Below are 19,560 nucleotides of genomic sequence, written 5' to 3' on the forward strand. Positions count from 1 at the left end.
GAAAAACTCCCGACTTGGCCCAATAGCCGAATTGACGAGCTGCTGCCATTTGTTAAAGATCAGAGCCCACAAGATAACGAAGGCTAAAGCAGCTGGCTAGGTGGGAGGGCTGAGCGCTTACATTTTAATTTGTCGACTAAACGTTTATATGCAGCTGCGCCTAATTCTAGTCGCACAGATGGGGTTTTGTTTGTAGGGACTAAGTTTTAATTTTTTTCATGGTAGCTTGGGTTGAAGCTTTATTAGCCTAATATTTCATTGCACGCAAAAACGGTGGGTTACGCCAAAGGTAAAGCGCTTTTGTCTAACCCACCCTACGAAAGCTCTGTGATATTTTTTTGATATGTTCTTTTAAATAAACTGAACGAATATTTAACATTAACCGCGATGATGGCACTGGGCTTTTAAGACTCCCCTTGAAGCACGCCGAAGCGAGGAACAAGCGGGCGGGGTTTCGGCGAGGACTGTTTGAGCGAAGCGAGTTCCGCAGCCGCCGCTCGATTGTCCGCAGATGAGGGGCCTTCGTGCTGGTCGGGGCGGCTTTCTTTGCTTACTTTCTTGGCCGTTCAAGAAAGTGAGTCCCACGCGGGGGAATCCCGCACCTAAATCAAGGTGCCGAAGGCACTAAATATAAGAAGTTACCCTGCGTGCAGGCGGTGACAGGTCTCAAATGCAAGTTCTATCCCCTGTATAAATCAACATTCCCTCTCCCCAAACTGGCATCAAAAGTCAGTTTCAGGCAGACTGCCTCTTCTATTCTTGATTCCCCTTAAGTGACCCCAGCGTGAACAAATACAGCCAGATTTTTGCCGATATCGTTGCGGATATTGATAATCAGCGTTTGCAAAAAGGCGAGAAGATTCCTTCTGAATCTGAGCTGATGCAAAGCTATGCGGCAAGCAGAGGGACGGTGCGTAAGGCGGTGGATCAGTTGCAGGAGCGTGGCTATGTGCAAAAAATCCACGGCAAGGGGGTGTTTGTTTTAAAGCCTGGCAATATCGAGTTTCAACTTAGCGGTATTGTTAGCTTTAAAGAATCTTACGAGCGCCTAGGGCGGGCGGTGACGACGCAGATTGCCGATTTGCAATCCATCAGCGCAGATCGCTCCTTGGCTAAGCTGTTGCAAGTGCCAGAAAAAACCGAGCTGGTGCGCATTAAGCGGGTGCGTAATATTGATGGCGAAAATGTGATTCTGGATATTAATTATTTCGTAGCCGATCTCATCCCTGGCCTTACGCCGCAAATTGCGCAGAATTCGATTTATGAATATATAGAAAAGGTGCTTAAGCTCAATATCTGCTATGCCCAGCGTGTATTTGAAGCCCAGCCCTGTATTGAGGATGACCGGCGCTATCTAGATTTAAACGGCATGGATCATGTGATTGTGGTGAAAAACCACACCCATTTCTACGATGGCCGTCAGTTTGAATACACCGAGTCGCGGCACCGGCTGGATAAATTCTTTTTCTCTGATATTGCACGGCGTTAATTTCTACCGTCGGTCGGTTTTGCCTTACGGCTGATGTTTGATTTTAGGGGGCTTACGCTGCAGCCCTCTGCTTTTTATTTTTTGCCCAAAATGGCTCTGTTTTCCTCAGTTTGCTGAGCGAGCACAGGGCCATTTTTTGCCTGCTTGTGGCTTGTTTTCTTCTTTTGTATTCGGCTTGCCCTAGGCTAAATACTTATCCTAGGAATTAAAATACTCGTACATACGAGTATTGACACAACTCGTCTGTACGAGTTAAATGCGTCATGGTAAATATTACACAAAGAGGCAGATAGATGAGCTACGACTACCGGCAGATTGCACAGCAGATTTTGGATTCAATTGGTGGAGCAGAGAATATCGAGCAGGCGGCGCACTGTATTACGCGGCTGCGCATTGCCTTAAAAGATGAAGGCAAAATCAATCATGAGGTATTAAAGGCGGTTGAGCTGGTCAAAGGCCAGTTCAGCAATGGCGGCGTGTTTCAGATTGTGATTGGCTCGGGCGATGTGGATAGAGTTTATGCGCAGCTGATTGATCTGGCGGGCAGAAGCGCGGCCACCGTGGCGGATGTAAAAGGCAGTGGCGAGAATAAGCTCAACCCCTTGCAGCGCCTAGTCAAAGTGTTCTCTGATGTGTTTATGCCGATTTTGCCCGCGATTATTGTCGCCGGCCTGTTGATGGGGATAAACAATCTGCTGGGCGCTAAGGATATGTTTATCGCAGGCAAAAGCTTGCTGGATGCGTATCCGGGCTTAAGCGGCTTGTGGCAGCTAATTAATATGATGGCCAATACCTCCTTTGTATTTCTGCCTGCCTTGGTGGGCTGGTCGGCGGCTAAGCGTTTTGGCGGTAGCGAAGTTTTGGGCATTGTGCTGGGATTGCTGCTGGTGCACCCCGATTTACTCAATGCTTGGAATTACGGCAAGGCCGCAGCGGGGTTGGATGGTCAGGCGATTCCTTACTTCGATATTCTGGGCCTGTTTAAGATTGAGCGCGTTGGCTACCAAGGGCAGATTCTGCCGATTTTGGCGGCGACTTGGGTAATGAGCCAAGTAGAAATCTGGCTGAAAGCACGCGTACCTAATGCGATTCAACTATTGGTAGTGCCGATTACGACGATTGTGATCAGCGGCGTGCTGGCCTTGGCGGTGATCGGGCCGGTAGCGCGTGGCTTGGGTGTGATGATCACTCACGGTTTAGTGCAGATTTTTGAAGTGGCCCCCGTGTTGGGCGCGGCGATTTTTGGTGCCTTGTATGCGCCACTGGTCATTACCGGCATGCACCACATGTTTATTGCGGTGGATTTGCAGCTGATTACCAGCCACGGCGGCACCTTTATTTGGCCGATTATTGCGCTATCTAATATTGCGCAAGGCAGTGCTGCACTGGCGATGTTTTGCATTGCAAAAAGCGCCACAGAAAAAAGCATGGCGTCTACTTCGGCGATTTCAGCGTTCTCTGGCATTACCGAGCCAGCCATGTTTGGGGTGAATCTACGCTTTAAATATCCTTTCTACGCCGCACTGATTGGTTCAGCCTGCGCTTCGATTTTGATTACCTTAAACCACGTATTAGCTTCCGCCATTGGCGTGGGCGGCTTACCCGCGTTTATCTCTATTGTGCCGGTACATATTCCGATGTTCTTGCTTGGCACCTTAGTCGCGGTCATTGTGCCCTTTACGCTGACATGGCTGTTTGCCAAACGCATGGCATGGAAGGCCGAGCCAGTATTGGCTCAGCAGTCTGTATAGATAGCCGGGGCGGCAACGCCCCAGTTTTTTAGTAAGTGCAGCACCGTATCGGTGGTGCTGCGCAGGGAGTTTTTTAGATGCAGCAAGACTGGCAATCATCAGTGGTTTATCAAATTTATCCTAAAAGCTTTAGCAGCCATCATGGCAGGGCAACGGGCGATATTTTAGGCGTTGTGGATAGGCTGGATTACCTGCAATGGTTGGGCGTGGATTACCTGTGGCTGACGCCTATTTACGCCTCGCCGCAAAAAGACAATGGCTACGATGTGAGCGATTACTATGCCATTGATCCGGCTTACGGCAGCATGGCTGATTTTGATCTGCTACTGAGCGAGGCCACGCAGCGAGGCTTACGCATCATGCTAGATATCGTGGTGAACCATACCTCAGTGCAGCACGCTTGGTTTCAAGAAGCTTTAAAGGGCCGTGATAATCCCTATCGTGATTTCTATATTTGGCGTGATCAGCCCAATAATTGGCAATCCAAATTTGGCGGCTCGGCGTGGGCGCTTGATCCGGCCAGCGGCCAGTATTACCTGCATTTATTTGATGAAAGCCAGGCCGATTTAAATTGGGAAAACCCAAGACTTCGCCAAGCCGTGTTCGAGATGATGCAGTTTTGGGCCGATAAAGGCGTGGCAGGCTTTCGCCTCGATGTGATTAATCTGATCTCCAAGCAGCAAGATTTTAGCGATGACGATAGCGATGGCCGCCGTTTTTATACCGATGGCCCACGCGTGCATGAATATTTGCAAGAAATGCATCGCAAGGTATTTGCTGGGCGAGATTTGCTAACGGTAGGCGAAATGTCATCGACTACCTTGCCGCATTGCATTAATTACTCGCGGCCAGATCGGCATGAATTATCCATGACGTTTAATTTTCACCACCTGAAAGTGGATTACCCGCAGGGCGAAAAATGGCTGGCTGCGCCGTTTGATTTTATCGAGCTAAAACGCATCTTGTCGGATTGGCAAAGCGGCATGAATGAGGGTGGTGGCTGGAACGCTATTTTCTGGTGCAACCACGATCAACCGCGTGTGGTTTCGCGCTTTGGCGACGATGGCGAGTATCGGCTTGAATCGGCCAAGATGCTGGCCACTACGCTGCACGGCCTGCAAGGCACGCCCTATATTTATCAGGGCGAGGAAATTGGCATGGCTAATCCGGCCTTCACCCAGATCAGCGATTACCGTGATGTAGAAACGCTTAATGCCTACCAAAGCCTCAGCGCAGCGGGCGTGGCCGAGGCTGACATCATGGCGGCGATTAAGCAAAAATCCCGCGATAACTCGCGCACGCCAATGCAGTGGGATGATGGAATCAACGCAGGATTTTCTAGCGCTGAGCCGTGGATAGGCATCGCCAGCCAGCCGGAACAAGTCAATGTGGCTGCGGCGATGGCCGATCAAAATTCGGTGCTATATCACTACCGCCAACTGATCGCCCTACGTAAAACATCGGCAGCACTTAAATACGGCGAATACCAATGCTTGAGCGCAGATGATCCCGCAATTTGGGCGTATAGCCGCAGCTTGCCTGATGAAATCTTGCTGGTGGTGAGTAACTTTACTGCTAGCAGAGCAGAGTTTTCGAATGTCGCCATCCCTGAGGGCTGGTCAGGCGAGCTGCTGCTGACGAACTACGCGGATATTGGCGCAGATTTCAGCCAGTTTAATTTACGGCCATTTGAATCGCTGATGGTGAGGTTTAGTGCTTCTTAGTTTTTGGTGGGTATTTCATATGTACTAACTGATCTGTTTTGGAATTAGCACTCAATGAACAAATGCAATAACTATGGTGTCGGCATGGGGCTTTTACCCTCCCCTGAAAACGCGTCGAGCGAGGAACAAGCGGGCGGGGTTTCGGCGAGGACTGTTTGAGGGAGCTTGCGAGCGAGTTCCGCAGCCGCCGCTCGATTGTCCGCAGCGAAGGGGTTTCGCGTTTGTGGGGTCGCCTTCTTTGCTTACTTTCTTGGCGAAGCAAGAAAGTAAGGCCCACGCGGGGGACTCCCGCACCTAAATCAACGTGCCGAAGGCACTAAAACTAAAAAGCTCTTTTTGACTTTACGGTAACAGGCACTGGGCAGTCTTCGCCGCCCAGTTTTAACACTACCCTCATGCCTGCCTTTAGGCAGTTTTGTCCCCTCCCAATGTGCAGGGCTAGGGACTCTTTTGCTTGTTAGTTTTTTTTAAAAAATAAATAAGGAGTAGAGCGATGTTTCATTCAGCAATAAATACAGTAATTAAAACCACGCTGTTAAGTGGTGTTTTTCTGGCAAGTAGCACGCCAGCAATGGCCTTCGAGTTTCATGGCTATGGCCGGATTGGCTCGGGGGCTTCAACCGGCTCTGGCGGCGCGCAAAGCTGTTTTCAGCTGGCGGGTGCCGAAACCAAATATCGCCTTGGCAATGAGTGCGAGATTTATGGCGAGCTGGAAATCAGCCACGATTTTTTTAAAAGCGAGCAGGGAAGCACCTTTACCGTGGTGGGGATGGGTAGCCTTTATAACCGTAACGATAGATCGCCCACTTTTCAGCCGGAAGATGGCAGCGCCAGAGCACCGCAGATTTACGCCAAATACAGCAATATCCCCGAGCTAAATGGTGCCACGCTATGGGCGGGGCGTCGTTATTACAAGCGCCATGATGTGCATATCACCGATTTTTATTACTGGAACCCAAGCGGCACGGGGCTGGGAATTGAGGACTATAAAGTGGGTGATTTAAAACTGAGCTATGCGTTTTCGCGAGAGGACAATATTTATCAGGCCGATTACGCCAATAAGCATGATTTTCAGCTTGGCGGCATTGCCACGAATAAAGGCGGTGAAGTGGCGCTGGGCTTAAGTTATATCCAAGCTGCAGGGCAGGTGAGTGGGGCCAATAGCGGCTGGTCGCTCACTGCGCAGCACGAGCAAAAAGGTTGGCTGGGTGGCACCAATAAATTTGCTATTCAGTATGGCGTAGGCCCTGGCACAGGGCTTGGTTATACCGGCTCTTTACTAGCAGATCAGAGCAATAAACGCCTTCGTTTGGTCGAGTCTTTTGATTGGCAGGCCACACCAGAGTTTGGTGGCCAGCTGACGGCGGTTTATCAGCGGGATCAAAGTAATGCGGGCAGACAAACGTGGTGGTCTGCAGGGGCAAGGCCGGTTTATGCCTTTAGCCAGAACTTTAAATTAGTGGGCGAGGTGGGCCATGATCGCGTGGAGGCTTTAGATGGGCAAACGCGCAATCTAAGTAAGCTGACTATTGCGCCAACCTTTACTCTGGATAAAGCATTTTGGAGCAGACCAGAGCTGCGCGTGTTTTATACCTACGCTCGCTGGAATGAAGCTGCGCAGAATGCCGCCTCTAGCGGATCGGCTTTGTCTAAAACCGGCACATTTGGCCGTGATCTGAATGGCTCCACTTACGGCTTGCAGCTTGAATACTGGTGGTAAAACGCTTGGATAAATAAAACAGCGGGCTGGATGCTCATTCTGTCAACTTAGATCTATCTATTGCAAGCGCTGAAACATCGTAGGGCGGGTGCAACCCGCGTTTGTTTAGCATCACTCGCGGGTTTCACCCCATGTACGCTAACCAAATGTTTTTTTCATTAGCAAACATCGAAAAAACACTATGCCCACGCTCTCGGCATAGGGCTTAAATCCCCCCTGAAGCACGCCGAAGCGAGGAACAAGCGGGGTGGGGTAGTCGTCAATTCGTGTTTGAGCGAAGCGAGTTGAATTGACACCACCTCGATTGTCCGCAGTGAGGGGCCTTCGTGCTGTTTGGGGCGGCCTTCTTTCGCTTCGTTTCTTGGCCGTTCAAGAAAGGAAGGCCCCCGCGGTGGCTAACCGCTCCAAAATCAACGTGCCGAAGGCACTAAAAAGATCTTTTTGACTTTGGTTAGCGCCTATGGGGTTTCACCCGCCCTACAAGCGTGGCCTAAGTTGATAGGATTGGGCTGCATGTGCCCCTATTTGTGCTGCTAATTTATAGTGATTTCTCAAACTGCTGCACCAGCTGATGTAGCTCTCCCGCTATTTGGGTGAGCTGCGATGCGGTTTCGCCAACGCCGATAATACGGCTGACGTTTTGCTCGGTAAGCGCGTTGATTTTTTCCATGGTCTGCGCTACGTCTTCTGATACGGATGATTGCTGATCCAGCATCTCCGCTACATGGCGGGCAGATTGATCTACGCCATTGCTAGAGGCGGCAATTTCGCCCAAGGTGAGCGTGCAGGCATCAATTTGTGCGGTGCCGTGATTTACCGAGGCCACCGCCTCGCGCATGGTAGCAAGGGCTTCGTTGGTGCGGGCCTCTACGCTGCTGATGGTGCTGGCAATACTCACCGTGCTAGCGCTGGTGCGCTCAGCTAGTTTGCGTACTTCATCGGCTACCACGGCAAAGCCACGGCCGGTTTCGCCTGCTCTGGCCGCTTCGATGGCGGCGTTGAGCGCCAGCAGATTAGTTTGGTCGGCAATCTCTCGAATGGTTTTAGTCACCACGCTGATTTCCCGCACCGCATCAGAAAGCTGGCCTAGCGTAATGCGGGCCTGATCAACCACGGTAACTACTTCTTGCGTTGCCGTTTGCGCCGCGCCCATTTCGATCGCACCACGGGTAGCTAGCTCCTTAGCTTTGGAGGCATGCTCTGCGCTAATCCGCGTAGCAAGGCTGATCTCGTTCACACTACTTGCCATTTCTTCTAGTGCCGCTGCCGTAGTTGCTACGCCGTCTGATTGCTCTTGGCTGCGCTTAATTAGCTCGCTGGCGCTGTTGGCAACATCCTGAGCGCGTTTATCCACGCGGTTGCCTGCCAGTACCACGTCGGCAATGATGGCGCGTAAATTAATCCGCATTGATTCCAGTGCAACCAGCAAATGGCTGAATTCCTTAGGCGCGCTGGCATCTACATCAAAACGAAAATTGCCTTCACTTAATTGTGAGAAGGCGTATTCAATATTTTGAATTGGGCGCTGGATGGATTGTGTTAAATACCAGCCGCCCCAAGCCGCAGCCACCGCGGATACGGCTAGGAGCGGGGTGGCAAAAGGTGATGCCAGTGCTGGGATTAATACCGCAGCCAGCACCAACCATATTCTCTGCAGCATAGAGCGCTGCTGTGGCCATTTGGTTTTGGCTAGGGTGGCTTGGCCAGCATTGATCTTGGTATAGAGGGCCTCGGCGGCAGAGATTTGTGCGCGGCTGGGGGTATTACGCACCGACATATAACCCACTTTTTGGCCGCGCTCCTTTATGGGGGTAACAAAAGCCTCTACCCAATAATGGTCGCCATTTTTACAGCGGTTTTTAACAATACCTCGCCAAGGTAAATCTTGTTTTAAGGTTTGCCACATATCGGCGTAGGCGCTGCTGGGCATAAAGGGATGACGAACAATATTGTGTGGCTCGCCAATAATTTCTTTATCGCTAAAGCCCGACACTTCCTTAAAGGATGAGTTAGCGTAGCTAATCTGGCCTTTTAAATCAGTTTTGCTGACAATAGGGCGGCGCGGGTCAACGGGAACTTCGTGTTCGGTAATCGGTAAATTGCTGCGCATTACGGAATCCAGGCGGGAGAATAAATCATGAATGTGTCGGCTGGCCGCTACTGATTGATGAGCACTTTAAATAACAGTAAGCGGGGGAATGACGAATATATATTAGAGATTACTACTTTCTTGGTGTTGCTGACTATTAAGATAAGCCCTAGGTATTATAGGGGTAATGGCCAGTAGGTGGTGCGGGGCAGAGAAACAGTAGGCAATAAAAAACCCCAAGACCGAAGTCTTGAGGTTTTAATATTTGGTCGGGGCGGTGGGATTCGAACTCACGACCCTCTGCTCCCAAAGCAGATGCGCTACCGGGCTGCGCTACGCCCCGAATCTCTTTCGCATTGCTGCGAAGAGGTGCGCATTATCACTGAGAGCGTACCGCTTGTCAACTGTTTCTGTTAATTGATATATCGGCAAGCATCAGTAAGGACTGCAGGTAAGGATTCATCGTTAATCCTTCAAGGCAATCTTTAGCAAGTTGCGCTTCTTGGGCAGCAACTGCGCGTGCGTATTCTAAAGAGCCGCTGGCTTGTACTGCGGTGAGTACTGCTGGCAATTCATCACGGTTGGCGTGTTGCAGCGCTGTGCGAACAATCGTTGCTGCTTCTGCGGTGCCATGGCTCATTACATGAATCAGTGGCAGGGTGGCTTTACCTTCTGCTAGATCATCACCGAGGGTTTTGCCGATTTCACTGGTTTTTCCCGAGTAATCTAATACATCGTCAATAATCTGGAAGGCCGTGCCCAAATGCATACCAAAACGCGCCATGCGCTCTTCGGTGTCAGGATCACTTTCGGCCAAGATGGCACCAAGGCGAGCGGCGGCTTCAAATAATTTGGCAGTCTTGTAGCGAATCACTTTTAGGTAGGCTGCTTCATCAATATCAACATTACCGATATTCATAAGCTGCAGCACTTCGCCTTCGGCAATGATATTGGTGGTGTCGGCCAGCACTTGCATAATTCGCAAGGAACCGCAGCTCACCATCATCTGAAACGCGCGCGAGTATAAGAAGTCGCCCACCAAAACGGATGCAGCATTGCCAAATAATACATTGGCAGTATCACGGCCACGGCGTAGATCAGATTCATCCACCACATCATCGTGCAGCAGGGTGGAGGTATGAATAAACTCAATCACGCCAGCCAGCTCGCGGTGATGGGTGCCCTCATAGCCTAAGGCTTTAGCCGACAGCAATACCATCATCGGACGCAGGCGCTTACCACCTGAGTTCACAATATATTCGGCAACTTGCCGCACTAGAATGACGTCAGAATAGAGGCGATCGCGAACCACTTGGTCCACCGCCTGCATTTCCTCGCCAATAACTGATTTTACGAACGCCATTGCCACGCTTGTGCCTGCTCGCGCTTGAATTTTAATTCGCGCATGTTAGCAGAAACTTCGGCTTAGCGCTTTGCTTCAGGTATTGAGCCCCCCATTAGATCATGGCATTTTAGTGGCGTGCCCTACGTAAGGGCTTGACATAATTAGGGCTTAAGCGTAGCATCGCGCGTTTCCCGATTCGGGAAGACGTTTTGCTGCTCGTGCTGTTTTATTAAATAGATAAATGCGTGACAGGTAGTAAAGCGCAAGACCCAAACTCTCCAATGGAGCTTGTTATGTATGCAGTCGTAAAAACCGGGGGCAAGCAGTATAAAGTTGTCGTCGGCCAAAAACTTAAAGTAGAACAGATTACTGCAGACATCGACAGCCAGATCGTACTGAATGAAGTATTGATGGTGGCAGACGGTGAAGCAGTGGTGATTGGTGCCCCACTGGTAGCTGGTGCATCTATTTCCGCAACCGTGGTAACTCACGGCCGTGGCGATAAGGTGACCATTTTTAAAATGCGTCGTCGTAAGCATTATCAGCGCCATCAAGGCCATCGTCAGAATTACACTGAATTGCGTATCGACGCGATCGTTAAGTAATTCCGCCTTTTCGCATTTTCAGTAGGAGTGTTGCTACATGGCACACAAGAAAGCTGGCGGTAGTTCACGTAACGGCCGCGACTCACATTCAAAACGACTTGGTATCAAGGTTTACGGCGGTGAATTAATTCCTGCCGGTTCTATTATCGTGCGTCAGCGCGGTACAGAATTTCACCCTGGCGATAACGTCGGTATCGGCAAGGATCACACCTTGTTTGCACTGAAAGATGGCTATGTAAAATATGCAGTGAAAGGCGCTCTGAAGCGTCGCACTGTAATTATCTTGCCTTACGTTGGCGAAGAAGTAGCTGCTTAATTTATTAAGCTGTAGTGGTATATTTTAAAGCCCTGTCCATCATGGATGGGGCTTTTTTTCTATTGGAAGTTTTGGTTCTGTTGCTTGTTGTTTTTTTGCTTTGCTGGGTGATCTAACCTTGGTTGTGGATAGCGCTCAAAAAATAACAAGCAACAGTACCTCGCCTTAAGTAAATGGGCGGTCTTCTAAAGTGTTTTGGTGGAGATCCAAATGAGATTTATTGATGAAGCAAAGATTGAAGCCATTGCTGGTAAGGGTGGTAGTGGTTCTGCAAGTATGCGCCGTGAGAAGTTTATTCCTCGTGGCGGCCCAGATGGTGGTGATGGTGGCCGTGGTGGTAGTGTTTGGGCCGTTGCAGATGAAGATATCAATACTTTAGTTGATTACCGTTTTGTAAAAAAATACAAAGCACGCGATGGTGAAGGCGGCCGTGGTGCAGATTGTTATGGCAAGGGCGGCGATGATGTTGAGCTGCGTATGCCTGTTGGCACGTCGATTGTAGATGCGGAAAGTGGTGAGCTGATCGCCGATTTAACCGAAAGCGGCCAGCGCGTGGTGATTGCTAAGGGTGGCAAGGGCGGTTTAGGTAATTTGCACTTTAAGTCATCGGTTAACCGTGCTCCGCGCCAAACTGCGCCCGCTGAAGAAGGTGAGCGTCGTGAGCTGCGTTTAGAGCTTAAAGTGCTGGCGGATGTGGGCCTGCTAGGTATGCCTAATGCGGGTAAATCAACCTTTATTCGCGCTGTTTCAGCGGCAAAACCTAAGGTTGCTGATTATCCCTTTACTACGTTGTTCCCTAATTTGGGTGTAGTACGCATCGATGATAACCGCAGCTTTGTAGTGGCAGATATTCCTGGCCTGATCGAAGGCGCAGCAGAGGGCGCGGGCTTGGGTCATCGCTTTCTGAAACACTTACAGCGCACAGGTATTTTGCTGCATATTGTTGACTTAGCTCCTTTTGATGAAGGTACCGATCCAGTGGCTGAAGCTTGCGCCATTGTTGAGGAACTGCGTAAGTACGATGAAGAATTGCATAAGAAACCGCGTTGGTTAGTGCTGAATAAGCTGGATATGATCCCAGAAGAAGAGCGGGCCGAGCGGGTTGCAAACTTCTTGAAAGCTTATGGTTGGGATGCGGGCGCTCAGGATAAATACGCCGTATTTGATCCAATGCAGCCACGTCTATTTACGATTTCTGGCTTAACCGGTGAAGGTTGTCGCGATTTAACTTACGCGATTATGGATTACCTAGAAGCCGCTCGTATCTATACTCGTAATGAAGATAAAATTCGTGCCGAGCAGCTAGAGATCGCTCGCGAAGCCGCAGCTGTTGCCAAAGAAGCCGCTACTGCTGAAAAAGAAGCGGCAAAAGCCGCTGAAGCTCTTGCAAAAGAAGCTGCCAAGCAAGCGGCTACTCAGGCTGATTTATTAGCTTCAGACGATAGCGCCAGCGCTTAATTGTTTTTGATACACCCGCTGAATCAGCCCCTACGTGAAATGTTCGGGCTGGTGTCTAGCGGGTGTACGCGTTAAGCTCCCTTCCCTTCAGTATTCATCTGCCGGCCACATGCAGAACGACTCCGCACTCTTAGAATTTTTTCAGCCTGGCTTTGTGCCACTTGATCTGCCGCCACTGGCAGGGTTGATGCGCGCTCGTCCCTATCTGGACGCTTTTATTACACTGTTTCGCGGTGGCGAAGAAGAGGTGATGGTGCGCCTCTTGGTGCTGCGCGAAATTGGTGCGCGTGCCCAAGCACCGCGCTGGACCCCGCAAGATTTACAAGCTCACTTTGCTTATATCAATCCGGTTAAGCTAGAAACCGTACTTAAGCGTATCCGCGATAACGGCCTCTTGGTCTGGGATTCTGATGAGCAGCTTTATTCCCTTTCAGAGCCTGGCCGTATTGCCTTGGCCTCGATTGGCACCTTGGTACAGTTTTCAGACGGCGATGCCGAGCTGGGTTATTTAACCGCCCAAGTTGCTGCTGGCCAATCGGTTGGGCGAGTCGCACATGAAGCGCTGCAGCACCTGTTGGCGCGGCTTAATGAGCTGTATCGCGATTTTGAAGAAGCACTTGAATCGCAATCCGAGTTCCAAATTCGCAAAGCACAATCTAAGCTAGAGAGTGTTTGGAAATGGGTGGAAAAAGGCACTGAGGTGATGCATTCCATCCTCGATGATGACACCCTTGATTTGCAGACACTGAATCAGGCACAAGCCATTGCTACGGCGCAAAGCCGGATGCTGCGTTTAACCAGTGTGTTTCAGCGGCGCTTAAGCGAGTTGGCGGCTCAGCGTGTGCATTTGGGCGAATCAGGGCTCACTTCAACCAATGTGGCCGATTGGCTGCGCCGTTTAGATCAAGATACCTTGGCTAATTTGGGGCGCGACCTATTGATTTTTCACCCTGAGCCGGTGTTTGTCACGGCGGACGAGCTGTTAGATATTTCTGAGTACGAGCTAATTAGCCGTGAGCGGCTTGAGTATATCGAGAGTGCGCTGCCATCGAGTGAAGTGGCAGAAGACGTTGAGGCGATGGAAGTAGAGCGTTTGCTAGATGCAGAAGCCCTGTTTGAAGAGTTGGGTGCCTTGGCGGCCCGTGGTGGTAGTGCCGAGCTATTTGAGCAGGTGTTGGCAGATACTTACAACGTCACAGCTTATCGTTTATCTTTGCTTTCTTTGCTTGGTGATGCTGATGCTGCACTAGAACAAAGTGTGGTTGCTGATTTAGTGAGGCTGCCCTTGTTCTTGGAGGCGGAGCCAGGTGTTGAGTTACTTGAGCACTTAGAAGTCGCGGCGATTAGTCGAGGCCGTTTACGTCCTGTTGACGCTGTAAAATAGAAAGATGGCATATAATCTTTCTATATCGGACAGTATTAAGTGGAGTGAATGATGGGTCTTTTGGATGATCTAAAGCAGCAGGCCGAATCGGTACAAACGGATGATGCCGAGCAAAGGCGTGTTTATTTAGCCAATATGGGCTTCATTGAGGCGGCAATGGGCTCGGCTATGGCGTATTTTTATGAGCTAGCCAATCAGCTTAAAGTGGTCAAGCCAGTTAGCCCGCATGTCTATCGGGTGTGGGGAGTAGGCGAATTTACGCGGTTGAATATGACGCTGGCTGCGGCAAATTCCCGCAATAAATCGCTTGAGGGAAAGGACTGTCCTGATTACATTGAGTTTATTGTTGAGTGGCAGGGCGCGGAGCCTTTACGCACCGTGTGTTCCTCTCAAAGTGCCGCTAAGCATTTAAAAGAGCAGCTGTGGCAATACGGCTGCAAGCTGGAAGAAAAAGTCCAATCCGCAGCGGATGGTAAGTTTATTCGTGCGGCGATTACGATCGCTCCTATCGTGCCAACGCGTTTTCGTTTCGATGCTGTGTATGAAACCGGCAAGATTCGTTTAAATATTCGTAATTTGGCCAATCTGGGCGAAGACCAATACGTGCTAAGCCCCGCGCAATGCACACCAGCACTTTGTGAAGAGTTGGCTAAGGCTATGCTGGGCAAACCTCATCAACTGGCTGAATTGCTGCGCTGATTTTGGCTGTTAAATATGTTTAGTTTGGGTGTACATGGATCAAGCTCTTAATATTTTGGTTGCGCGCCTCTTGGCGCATCGCTTCTTACCGCGCAAAGATCCTTTGGCGCGGCGCGCTTTGATTGATGAAGCGTTTCGTGAATCGCTAGATCACCGCCTTGCTGGTTGTGGCTTACGTCTCTTAGAAAATCCTTACGCTGAATATATCGCTGTAGGCCTAGCTACCGAAATGGAAGACTGGGTCTTTGGTGAGGGAGAAAACTGGCTGTCCAATAATATGGGCATGCCACGGGATGCGATTGCCTTGCTGATTGTGGTTTGGGCCTTGATTATTCTGCCTAAGCGCCAGCGCCAGATTGCTTTGTCGGCGTCTGATCCAGACGATATGTTTGGTGAAGCATCACCAATAGAATTTGGCGATGAGGTGGCACCTGGTATTCCAGAAGAAGCTATTTATGCCGACTTTGGTAAAAAGCTTGGCGGTAAAGCGCGTTTCTCTATGAATTTAAGCCAATTGGCTAAGCTGGGTTTTGTAAATCGCCGCAATAAGATGGTTTATGAAGGCCCACTATTGGATCTGATGATTGATTACGCGCGTCTTGCTCCGCGAATCATCAACGGGGCGTTGGCTGATTTATTAAAGATTGATGCTGTCCATGTGGCAGAGCAGGTTGAGGACTAATGTTTCAGATTCGTGAGATTGAAATGGTCCACTGGGATTTTTGGCGCGCGATTCGTGTACCGCTAGATGCCCAGATTGTGACTATCGTCGGCCCAAATGGCTCGGGCAAAACCACCATGCTCGATGCCTTGCGCACTTTGCTGGCATTGCGCTGCTCAGGGCGGCGTGATTACAAGCGCTATGTTCGTAATAATAAAGAAAACTTTGCTTGGCTGCGTGGTGTGGTTTCTAATCCGCGCCGTGGTGAAGGCGGCTTATTCCCCTATCTGTTTTTCCCAATTACTAGCCCTGAGGTCACTCTGTTTTGCCGTGTTAAAAAACAGGGTGGCGATTGGGTGCGTCATTACGCCATTGCCGAGGGCGTGGTTGAGCTAACCCCAGAAACGGAAAGTGGCTTGCAGTGGCTAGGCGTAAATGAATACAAGCGCCGGCTTGAATCTGCTGGCCTGACTGCAGCCATTGCCGAAGTCTTGGCGCTGGAGCAGGGCGACACCGATAAGTTGTGCGAATACAGCCCTAAGGCTTTGCTGGATTTAGTGTTCCAAGTGTTTGGCGATAAGCAGGTGCTGGATAACTACCAAGAAGCCAAGTTGCGCCTAAAAGAAACCGAGGGTGAGCTGGGCAAGGTAGAGCAACAGATGGCCCAGCTTGGGCTGGATGTGGAGCGGATGAAGCTGCGCTCTAATAGCTTTTTAGAGTGGCAAGCCTTGCAGCGCGATGTGTTGCGCTTAGAAAGCGATGTGGTGCCAGGGCTCAAATACCTAGAACAATGGGATGGCTTGTTGGCGGGCTTGACGCAGTTTCGCCTCGCTAAAACCAATGTACGGGCTAAGAAACAAGAGTTGGATCTGCTGAATCAATCTTATAGCGAGTTTGATCAGCATCGTGAAGCGGCTTTGGTGTTTGAGCGCGAAGCAAAGCAAGCTTACGATAGTCACTTTGCTTTATTCCAGCAGGTGCGTGACGCTGCGCGTGATACTGAAAAACTGTTAAAAGAAGAAACTCGCCTGCGGGAGCTGGCCGAATCAGAGCACGGCCGCGATGCGGTCAGTATTAATGATCGATTATTGGCTTTAAAAGAGCCGCTCGCTAGCTTGCGACAATGGCTGCGTACGGCTAAAGAAGAGCGCCAGCAGCTGCTCGATATGCAAAACGCTTTGCAAGCGGGTCGAGCGCCTGGGCCAGATTTCACTAGAAATATGCGTGGAGCCTTGGATGAGGCCGCGATCCCGCATCAAGTTTTAACTGAGATCGTTGAAGTCACTGACGCAACTTGGCAGCAGGCGGTTGAGGCCTTACTTGCGCCTTATCGCCATATTGTTTTGCTTAAACGTGCAAGTGATCGTAATCGGGCTTGGGAAATTGCGCAGCGCTTACGTTATCGCCACTTTATTGTGCCGGACAGCGAGCCTGTACCGCGTGCGAATAAAGGCTCAGTATTGGAAGTGGTCGATTTTAATGGCGATGCACCGAGCTGGGTGGTTCAGTTATTAAATCGTACTCAGCGCGTGGTTACGGTTGAGGCGGGTGGTAAGGTTGATGGCGATTGGATCACCAAAGAGGGCTATCACAAAGAGCGCCGTGGTGGCCGCGATATTAGCGTTCGCCCGAATGATTTTGCCTTTGGCGAGGCAGCAAGGCAGTCGCGCCTAGGCGATGCACTGAGTCGCATCAAAGAATTAAATCACCAAATTTTAGATGCCGAAGCGCGTGATGTTGATTTAAGTCGTGATATCAGCGCGCATACCGAGCAATTAATGGGCATGCAGGCTGTGGTTCAGTTGGCGGCAAGGCAGGAAGAGTTTGCCGCCGCTGCTGCGCGTTTTCCTGGCGAGCAAGACTCAGTACAAAATTTGGGCGCTGAATTGGCTGCGGCACAAGCTGCTTGGGAAGCGGCTCGGGATGCGCGTGAAGAATTGCGCGTGGGTTATGAGCGTAGCAAAGATCAGCGTGAGCGTTTAGCTGGGCAAGTGAATTATCAGCAAGATCTATTGCAGCGCCAGCAGCTAGAAATTCAAAAACAGCTGCGCCAGTTGCGCGAGTTAAAAACCAGCATGCAAGCGCATCTGGCCGATGTTGCTGCCTTGAGCGCAGTGCGCGATCAATTTGGCAGCGTGCGCGAAGTGCAGCATTTATTAGAGCGCCAACGCCAGCAGTTGGCAAATGGCTCGTGGGAAACGGATGAAACCATCCTTGCTCGTCGCGATAAATTGCAAAATGATTATGACGCTGTGCAACGTGATGCCGACGTTCACTATAAAGAGGTGCAACGCACAGGGGAGCTGACACACGAAGCACGCGCAGCCTACATCAATAAGCTGCGTGCCACCGTTCGCGCTTATTGCCGCAATATTGCCCGCTTGGGCCAACTGGCTGGGATTGATGTCGAGGCCGAAATGCCTCATCTGGATAACGATGATGCCGTACTTGCACAAGCAGGCTTGGCGGCACGTTTCAATTTTGACCAGAAAGGCATGATGGGCATGAATGATGGTGAAGCATCAGGTGGTCAACAGGTAATGAAGTCATTGATTCTGTTGATTGGCTTGATGATGGATGATGCCAATCCTTCTGGCTTTGTGTTTATTGATGAGCCATTTGCCCACCTAGATATTTTTAATATTGATCGCGTGGGTGCTTTCTTGAAAGCAACTCAGGCTCAGTATTTAATTACTACACCGCTTACGCACAATACCAATGTTTATGCGCCATCTGATTTGACGCTGACCACTCGCAAAAAACGCCCTGGCGACACTTGGGCGCCGCTTATTCTTCAAACCCGTCGTCGGGTTGAAACTGCCCAACAAGAGTTGATTGTATGAAACAAGTATTCCATTTTTTCGCACCTTGCCCACGTGGTTTAGAAGGCCCGCTCGTTGCCGAGCTAGAAGTGCTGGGTGCCGACCAAATCAAGCAGACTGAGGGTGGCGTCGGTTTTGCTGGCTCTTGGTCGCTGATGTATGAGGCTAATTTACAGTCTCGCATCGCTAGCCGTATTCTGTGGCGCGTCGCAGAAAAAACATGGAAAACAGAAGACGATCTCTACGCCATGGCGCGTGATCTAGATTGGTCCGAGCTATTTTCAGTCGATTGCACTATTAAGGTAGGCGTTACCGCCTATCGCGTGCCGCAGATTCGCAGCCCAGAATTCGTCGCTTTACGGATTAAAGACGGCATCTGTGATCGCTTCCGTTTAAAAAATGATAAGCGCCCAAGTGTGGATACGGCTGATCCAGATATGCGTATTCAGCTATATCTAACTGATCGCATGGCCACATTGTATTTAGATACTTCGGGTGAAGCGCTATTTAAGCGTGGTTACCGTGTGGAAACTGGGGATGCACCGATGCGCGAAAACCTCGCCGCTGGCATTCTCGCCTTAATCGGCTGGACGCCTGCCGAGGCACTTTACGATCCAATGTGCGGTTCGGCTACTTTCCTTATCGAAGCTGCAATGATTGCCCGCAAAATTGCTCCAGGCGCGCGCCGTGAATTCGCATTCCAAAAAATGCGTTTGCATAACGAAGAAATGTGGCAAGAATTGGTGGCTGCAGCACGCGCAGCAGAAACCAAAGAAATCTTCCCTATCTATGGTAGTGATGTGGCCACCGCCGCGATTGCACATGCTCAGGCCAATTTAGATTACGCACGTTTTGACGACACCATTCATTTAAAGCAACTCAATGCAATGGATGCAAAGCCACCGGTTGAGATGGAAGGAGTGTGGATTTCCAACCCACCGTATGGCGTGCGTTTAGATGAAAAAGAAAAACTGGCCGCACTTTACCCACAGTGGGGCGATGCGCTCAAAAAACGTTTCTCAGGCTGGAGGGCTTATTTCCTCACTGCAGATATGGATATCACTAAACATATGGGTCTCAAGGCTTCTAAACGTACCCCGTTATATAACGGTGGTTTAGAGTGCAGATTATTCGAATATAAGATGGTTGCTGGCGGTATGCGCCGCAAACCAACCGGTTCAGAAGAATAATCTACCGTATTTTAAACAAGCCGCTTCGTGAAGCGGCTTGTTTGCTTTGTAGCTGCTGAGTTCCCCCTTGATTTCAAACTAGTTAAATCAACTACTTAGCGTATTGCTACGGTTTTGTTGCGCTGTAGTGGTTGACCTATTCAGTGATGCCCCGTATATTTCGCCCTCTCGCTGCAGCACACGCAGCCACACAGTGATGTCACAGCGAGACGATCTTTAACAAAATACAGTCGATGAGTGTGAGTGCTTGGTTCGGAAGCGAAACAAGTGCTTGCATTAGTATTGAGCATTCAGCGATGGATGCTCA

At 50.2% G+C, this 19,560-nt stretch carries 14 protein-coding genes and 1 tRNA gene; 12 read left to right on the forward strand and 3 right to left on the reverse strand.

The genetic code is table 11. The features are described from left to right. Window positions 1-784 precede the first annotated feature (784 nt). From treR to R6242_RS20710, 4 genes are all read left to right on the forward strand, one after another. Window positions 785-1,489: a trehalose operon repressor gene (treR, locus tag R6242_RS20695; RefSeq protein WP_318430547.1), complete on the forward strand. Its 705-nt coding sequence runs from the start codon at window positions 785-787 to the stop codon at window positions 1,487-1,489. Window positions 1,490-1,782: 293 nt separating this feature from the next. Then, window positions 1,783-3,240, forward strand: a complete 1,458-nt coding sequence (gene treP, locus R6242_RS20700; protein WP_318430549.1) for a PTS system trehalose-specific EIIBC component — start codon at window positions 1,783-1,785, stop codon at window positions 3,238-3,240. A 77-nt stretch (window positions 3,241-3,317) separates the two neighbouring features. Further along, window positions 3,318-4,964, forward strand: coding sequence for an alpha,alpha-phosphotrehalase (gene treC, locus R6242_RS20705; protein WP_318430551.1), 1,647 nt, complete (start codon window positions 3,318-3,320; stop codon window positions 4,962-4,964). Between the two features lie 493 nt (window positions 4,965-5,457). Beyond that, window positions 5,458-6,684: a carbohydrate porin gene (locus R6242_RS20710; RefSeq protein ID WP_318430553.1), complete on the forward strand. Its 1,227-nt coding sequence runs from the start codon at window positions 5,458-5,460 to the stop codon at window positions 6,682-6,684. A 538-nt stretch (window positions 6,685-7,222) separates the two neighbouring features. Here R6242_RS20710 and R6242_RS20715 read toward each other — a convergent pair. The 3 genes from R6242_RS20715 to R6242_RS20725 all read right to left on the reverse strand — a co-directional run bounded on the left by R6242_RS20715 (window position 7,223) and on the right by R6242_RS20725 (window position 10,136). Beyond that, window positions 7,223-8,794 carry a PAS domain-containing methyl-accepting chemotaxis protein gene (locus tag R6242_RS20715; RefSeq protein WP_318430555.1) on the reverse strand — a complete coding sequence of 524 codons (1,572 nt, stop codon included), beginning with the start codon at window positions 8,792-8,794 and terminating at the stop codon, window positions 7,223-7,225. 245 nt (window positions 8,795-9,039) lie between these two features. Then, window positions 9,040-9,116, reverse strand: a tRNA-Pro gene (locus R6242_RS20720). A 57-nt stretch (window positions 9,117-9,173) separates the two neighbouring features. Next, window positions 9,174-10,136: a polyprenyl synthetase family protein gene (locus R6242_RS20725; protein WP_318430557.1), complete on the reverse strand. Its 963-nt coding sequence runs from the start codon at window positions 10,134-10,136 to the stop codon at window positions 9,174-9,176. Between the two features lie 275 nt (window positions 10,137-10,411). On the opposite strand from R6242_RS20725, the gene rplU reads away from it, so the two are divergent. The 8 genes from rplU to R6242_RS20765 all read left to right on the forward strand — a co-directional run bounded on the left by rplU (window position 10,412) and on the right by R6242_RS20765 (window position 19,253). Next, complete coding sequence (gene rplU, locus R6242_RS20730; protein ID WP_046351465.1) at window positions 10,412-10,723, forward strand: 50S ribosomal protein L21; 312 nt, start codon at window positions 10,412-10,414, stop codon at window positions 10,721-10,723. A 37-nt stretch (window positions 10,724-10,760) separates the two neighbouring features. After that, on the forward strand, window positions 10,761-11,039 hold the full coding sequence (gene rpmA, locus R6242_RS20735) for a 50S ribosomal protein L27 (protein ID WP_293934743.1): 279 nt from the start codon (window positions 10,761-10,763) through the stop codon (window positions 11,037-11,039). Window positions 11,040-11,249: 210 nt separating this feature from the next. Continuing rightward, window positions 11,250-12,497, forward strand: coding sequence for a GTPase ObgE (obgE, locus tag R6242_RS20740; protein ID WP_293934746.1), 1,248 nt, complete (start codon window positions 11,250-11,252; stop codon window positions 12,495-12,497). A 109-nt stretch (window positions 12,498-12,606) separates the two neighbouring features. Continuing rightward, a complete protein-coding gene (locus R6242_RS20745) occupies window positions 12,607-13,881 on the forward strand; it encodes a hypothetical protein (RefSeq protein ID WP_318430561.1) in 1,275 nt (424 codons plus the stop codon). Window positions 13,882-13,929: 48 nt separating this feature from the next. Next, on the forward strand, window positions 13,930-14,580 hold the full coding sequence (locus R6242_RS20750) for a hypothetical protein (RefSeq protein WP_318430563.1): 651 nt from the start codon (window positions 13,930-13,932) through the stop codon (window positions 14,578-14,580). Between the two features lie 34 nt (window positions 14,581-14,614). After that, complete coding sequence (locus tag R6242_RS20755) at window positions 14,615-15,262, forward strand: hypothetical protein (RefSeq protein WP_130105676.1); 648 nt, start codon at window positions 14,615-14,617, stop codon at window positions 15,260-15,262. After that, window positions 15,262-18,084: an ATP-binding protein gene (locus R6242_RS20760; RefSeq protein ID WP_318430566.1), complete on the forward strand. Its 2,823-nt coding sequence runs from the start codon at window positions 15,262-15,264 to the stop codon at window positions 18,082-18,084. Before R6242_RS20755 ends, R6242_RS20760 begins: the two co-directional genes overlap by 1 nt. Then, window positions 18,081-19,253 (forward strand): THUMP domain-containing class I SAM-dependent RNA methyltransferase, encoded by a 1,173-nt coding sequence (locus R6242_RS20765; RefSeq protein WP_318430568.1) that lies wholly within the window; start codon window positions 18,081-18,083, stop codon window positions 19,251-19,253. The genes R6242_RS20760 and R6242_RS20765 overlap by 4 nt, the downstream gene beginning before the upstream one ends. The last annotated feature ends 307 nt before the right edge of the window (window positions 19,254-19,560 follow it).

The organism is Iodobacter sp. CM08, assembly GCF_033446605.1.
Taxonomy (GTDB): domain Bacteria; phylum Pseudomonadota; class Gammaproteobacteria; order Burkholderiales; family Chitinibacteraceae; genus Iodobacter.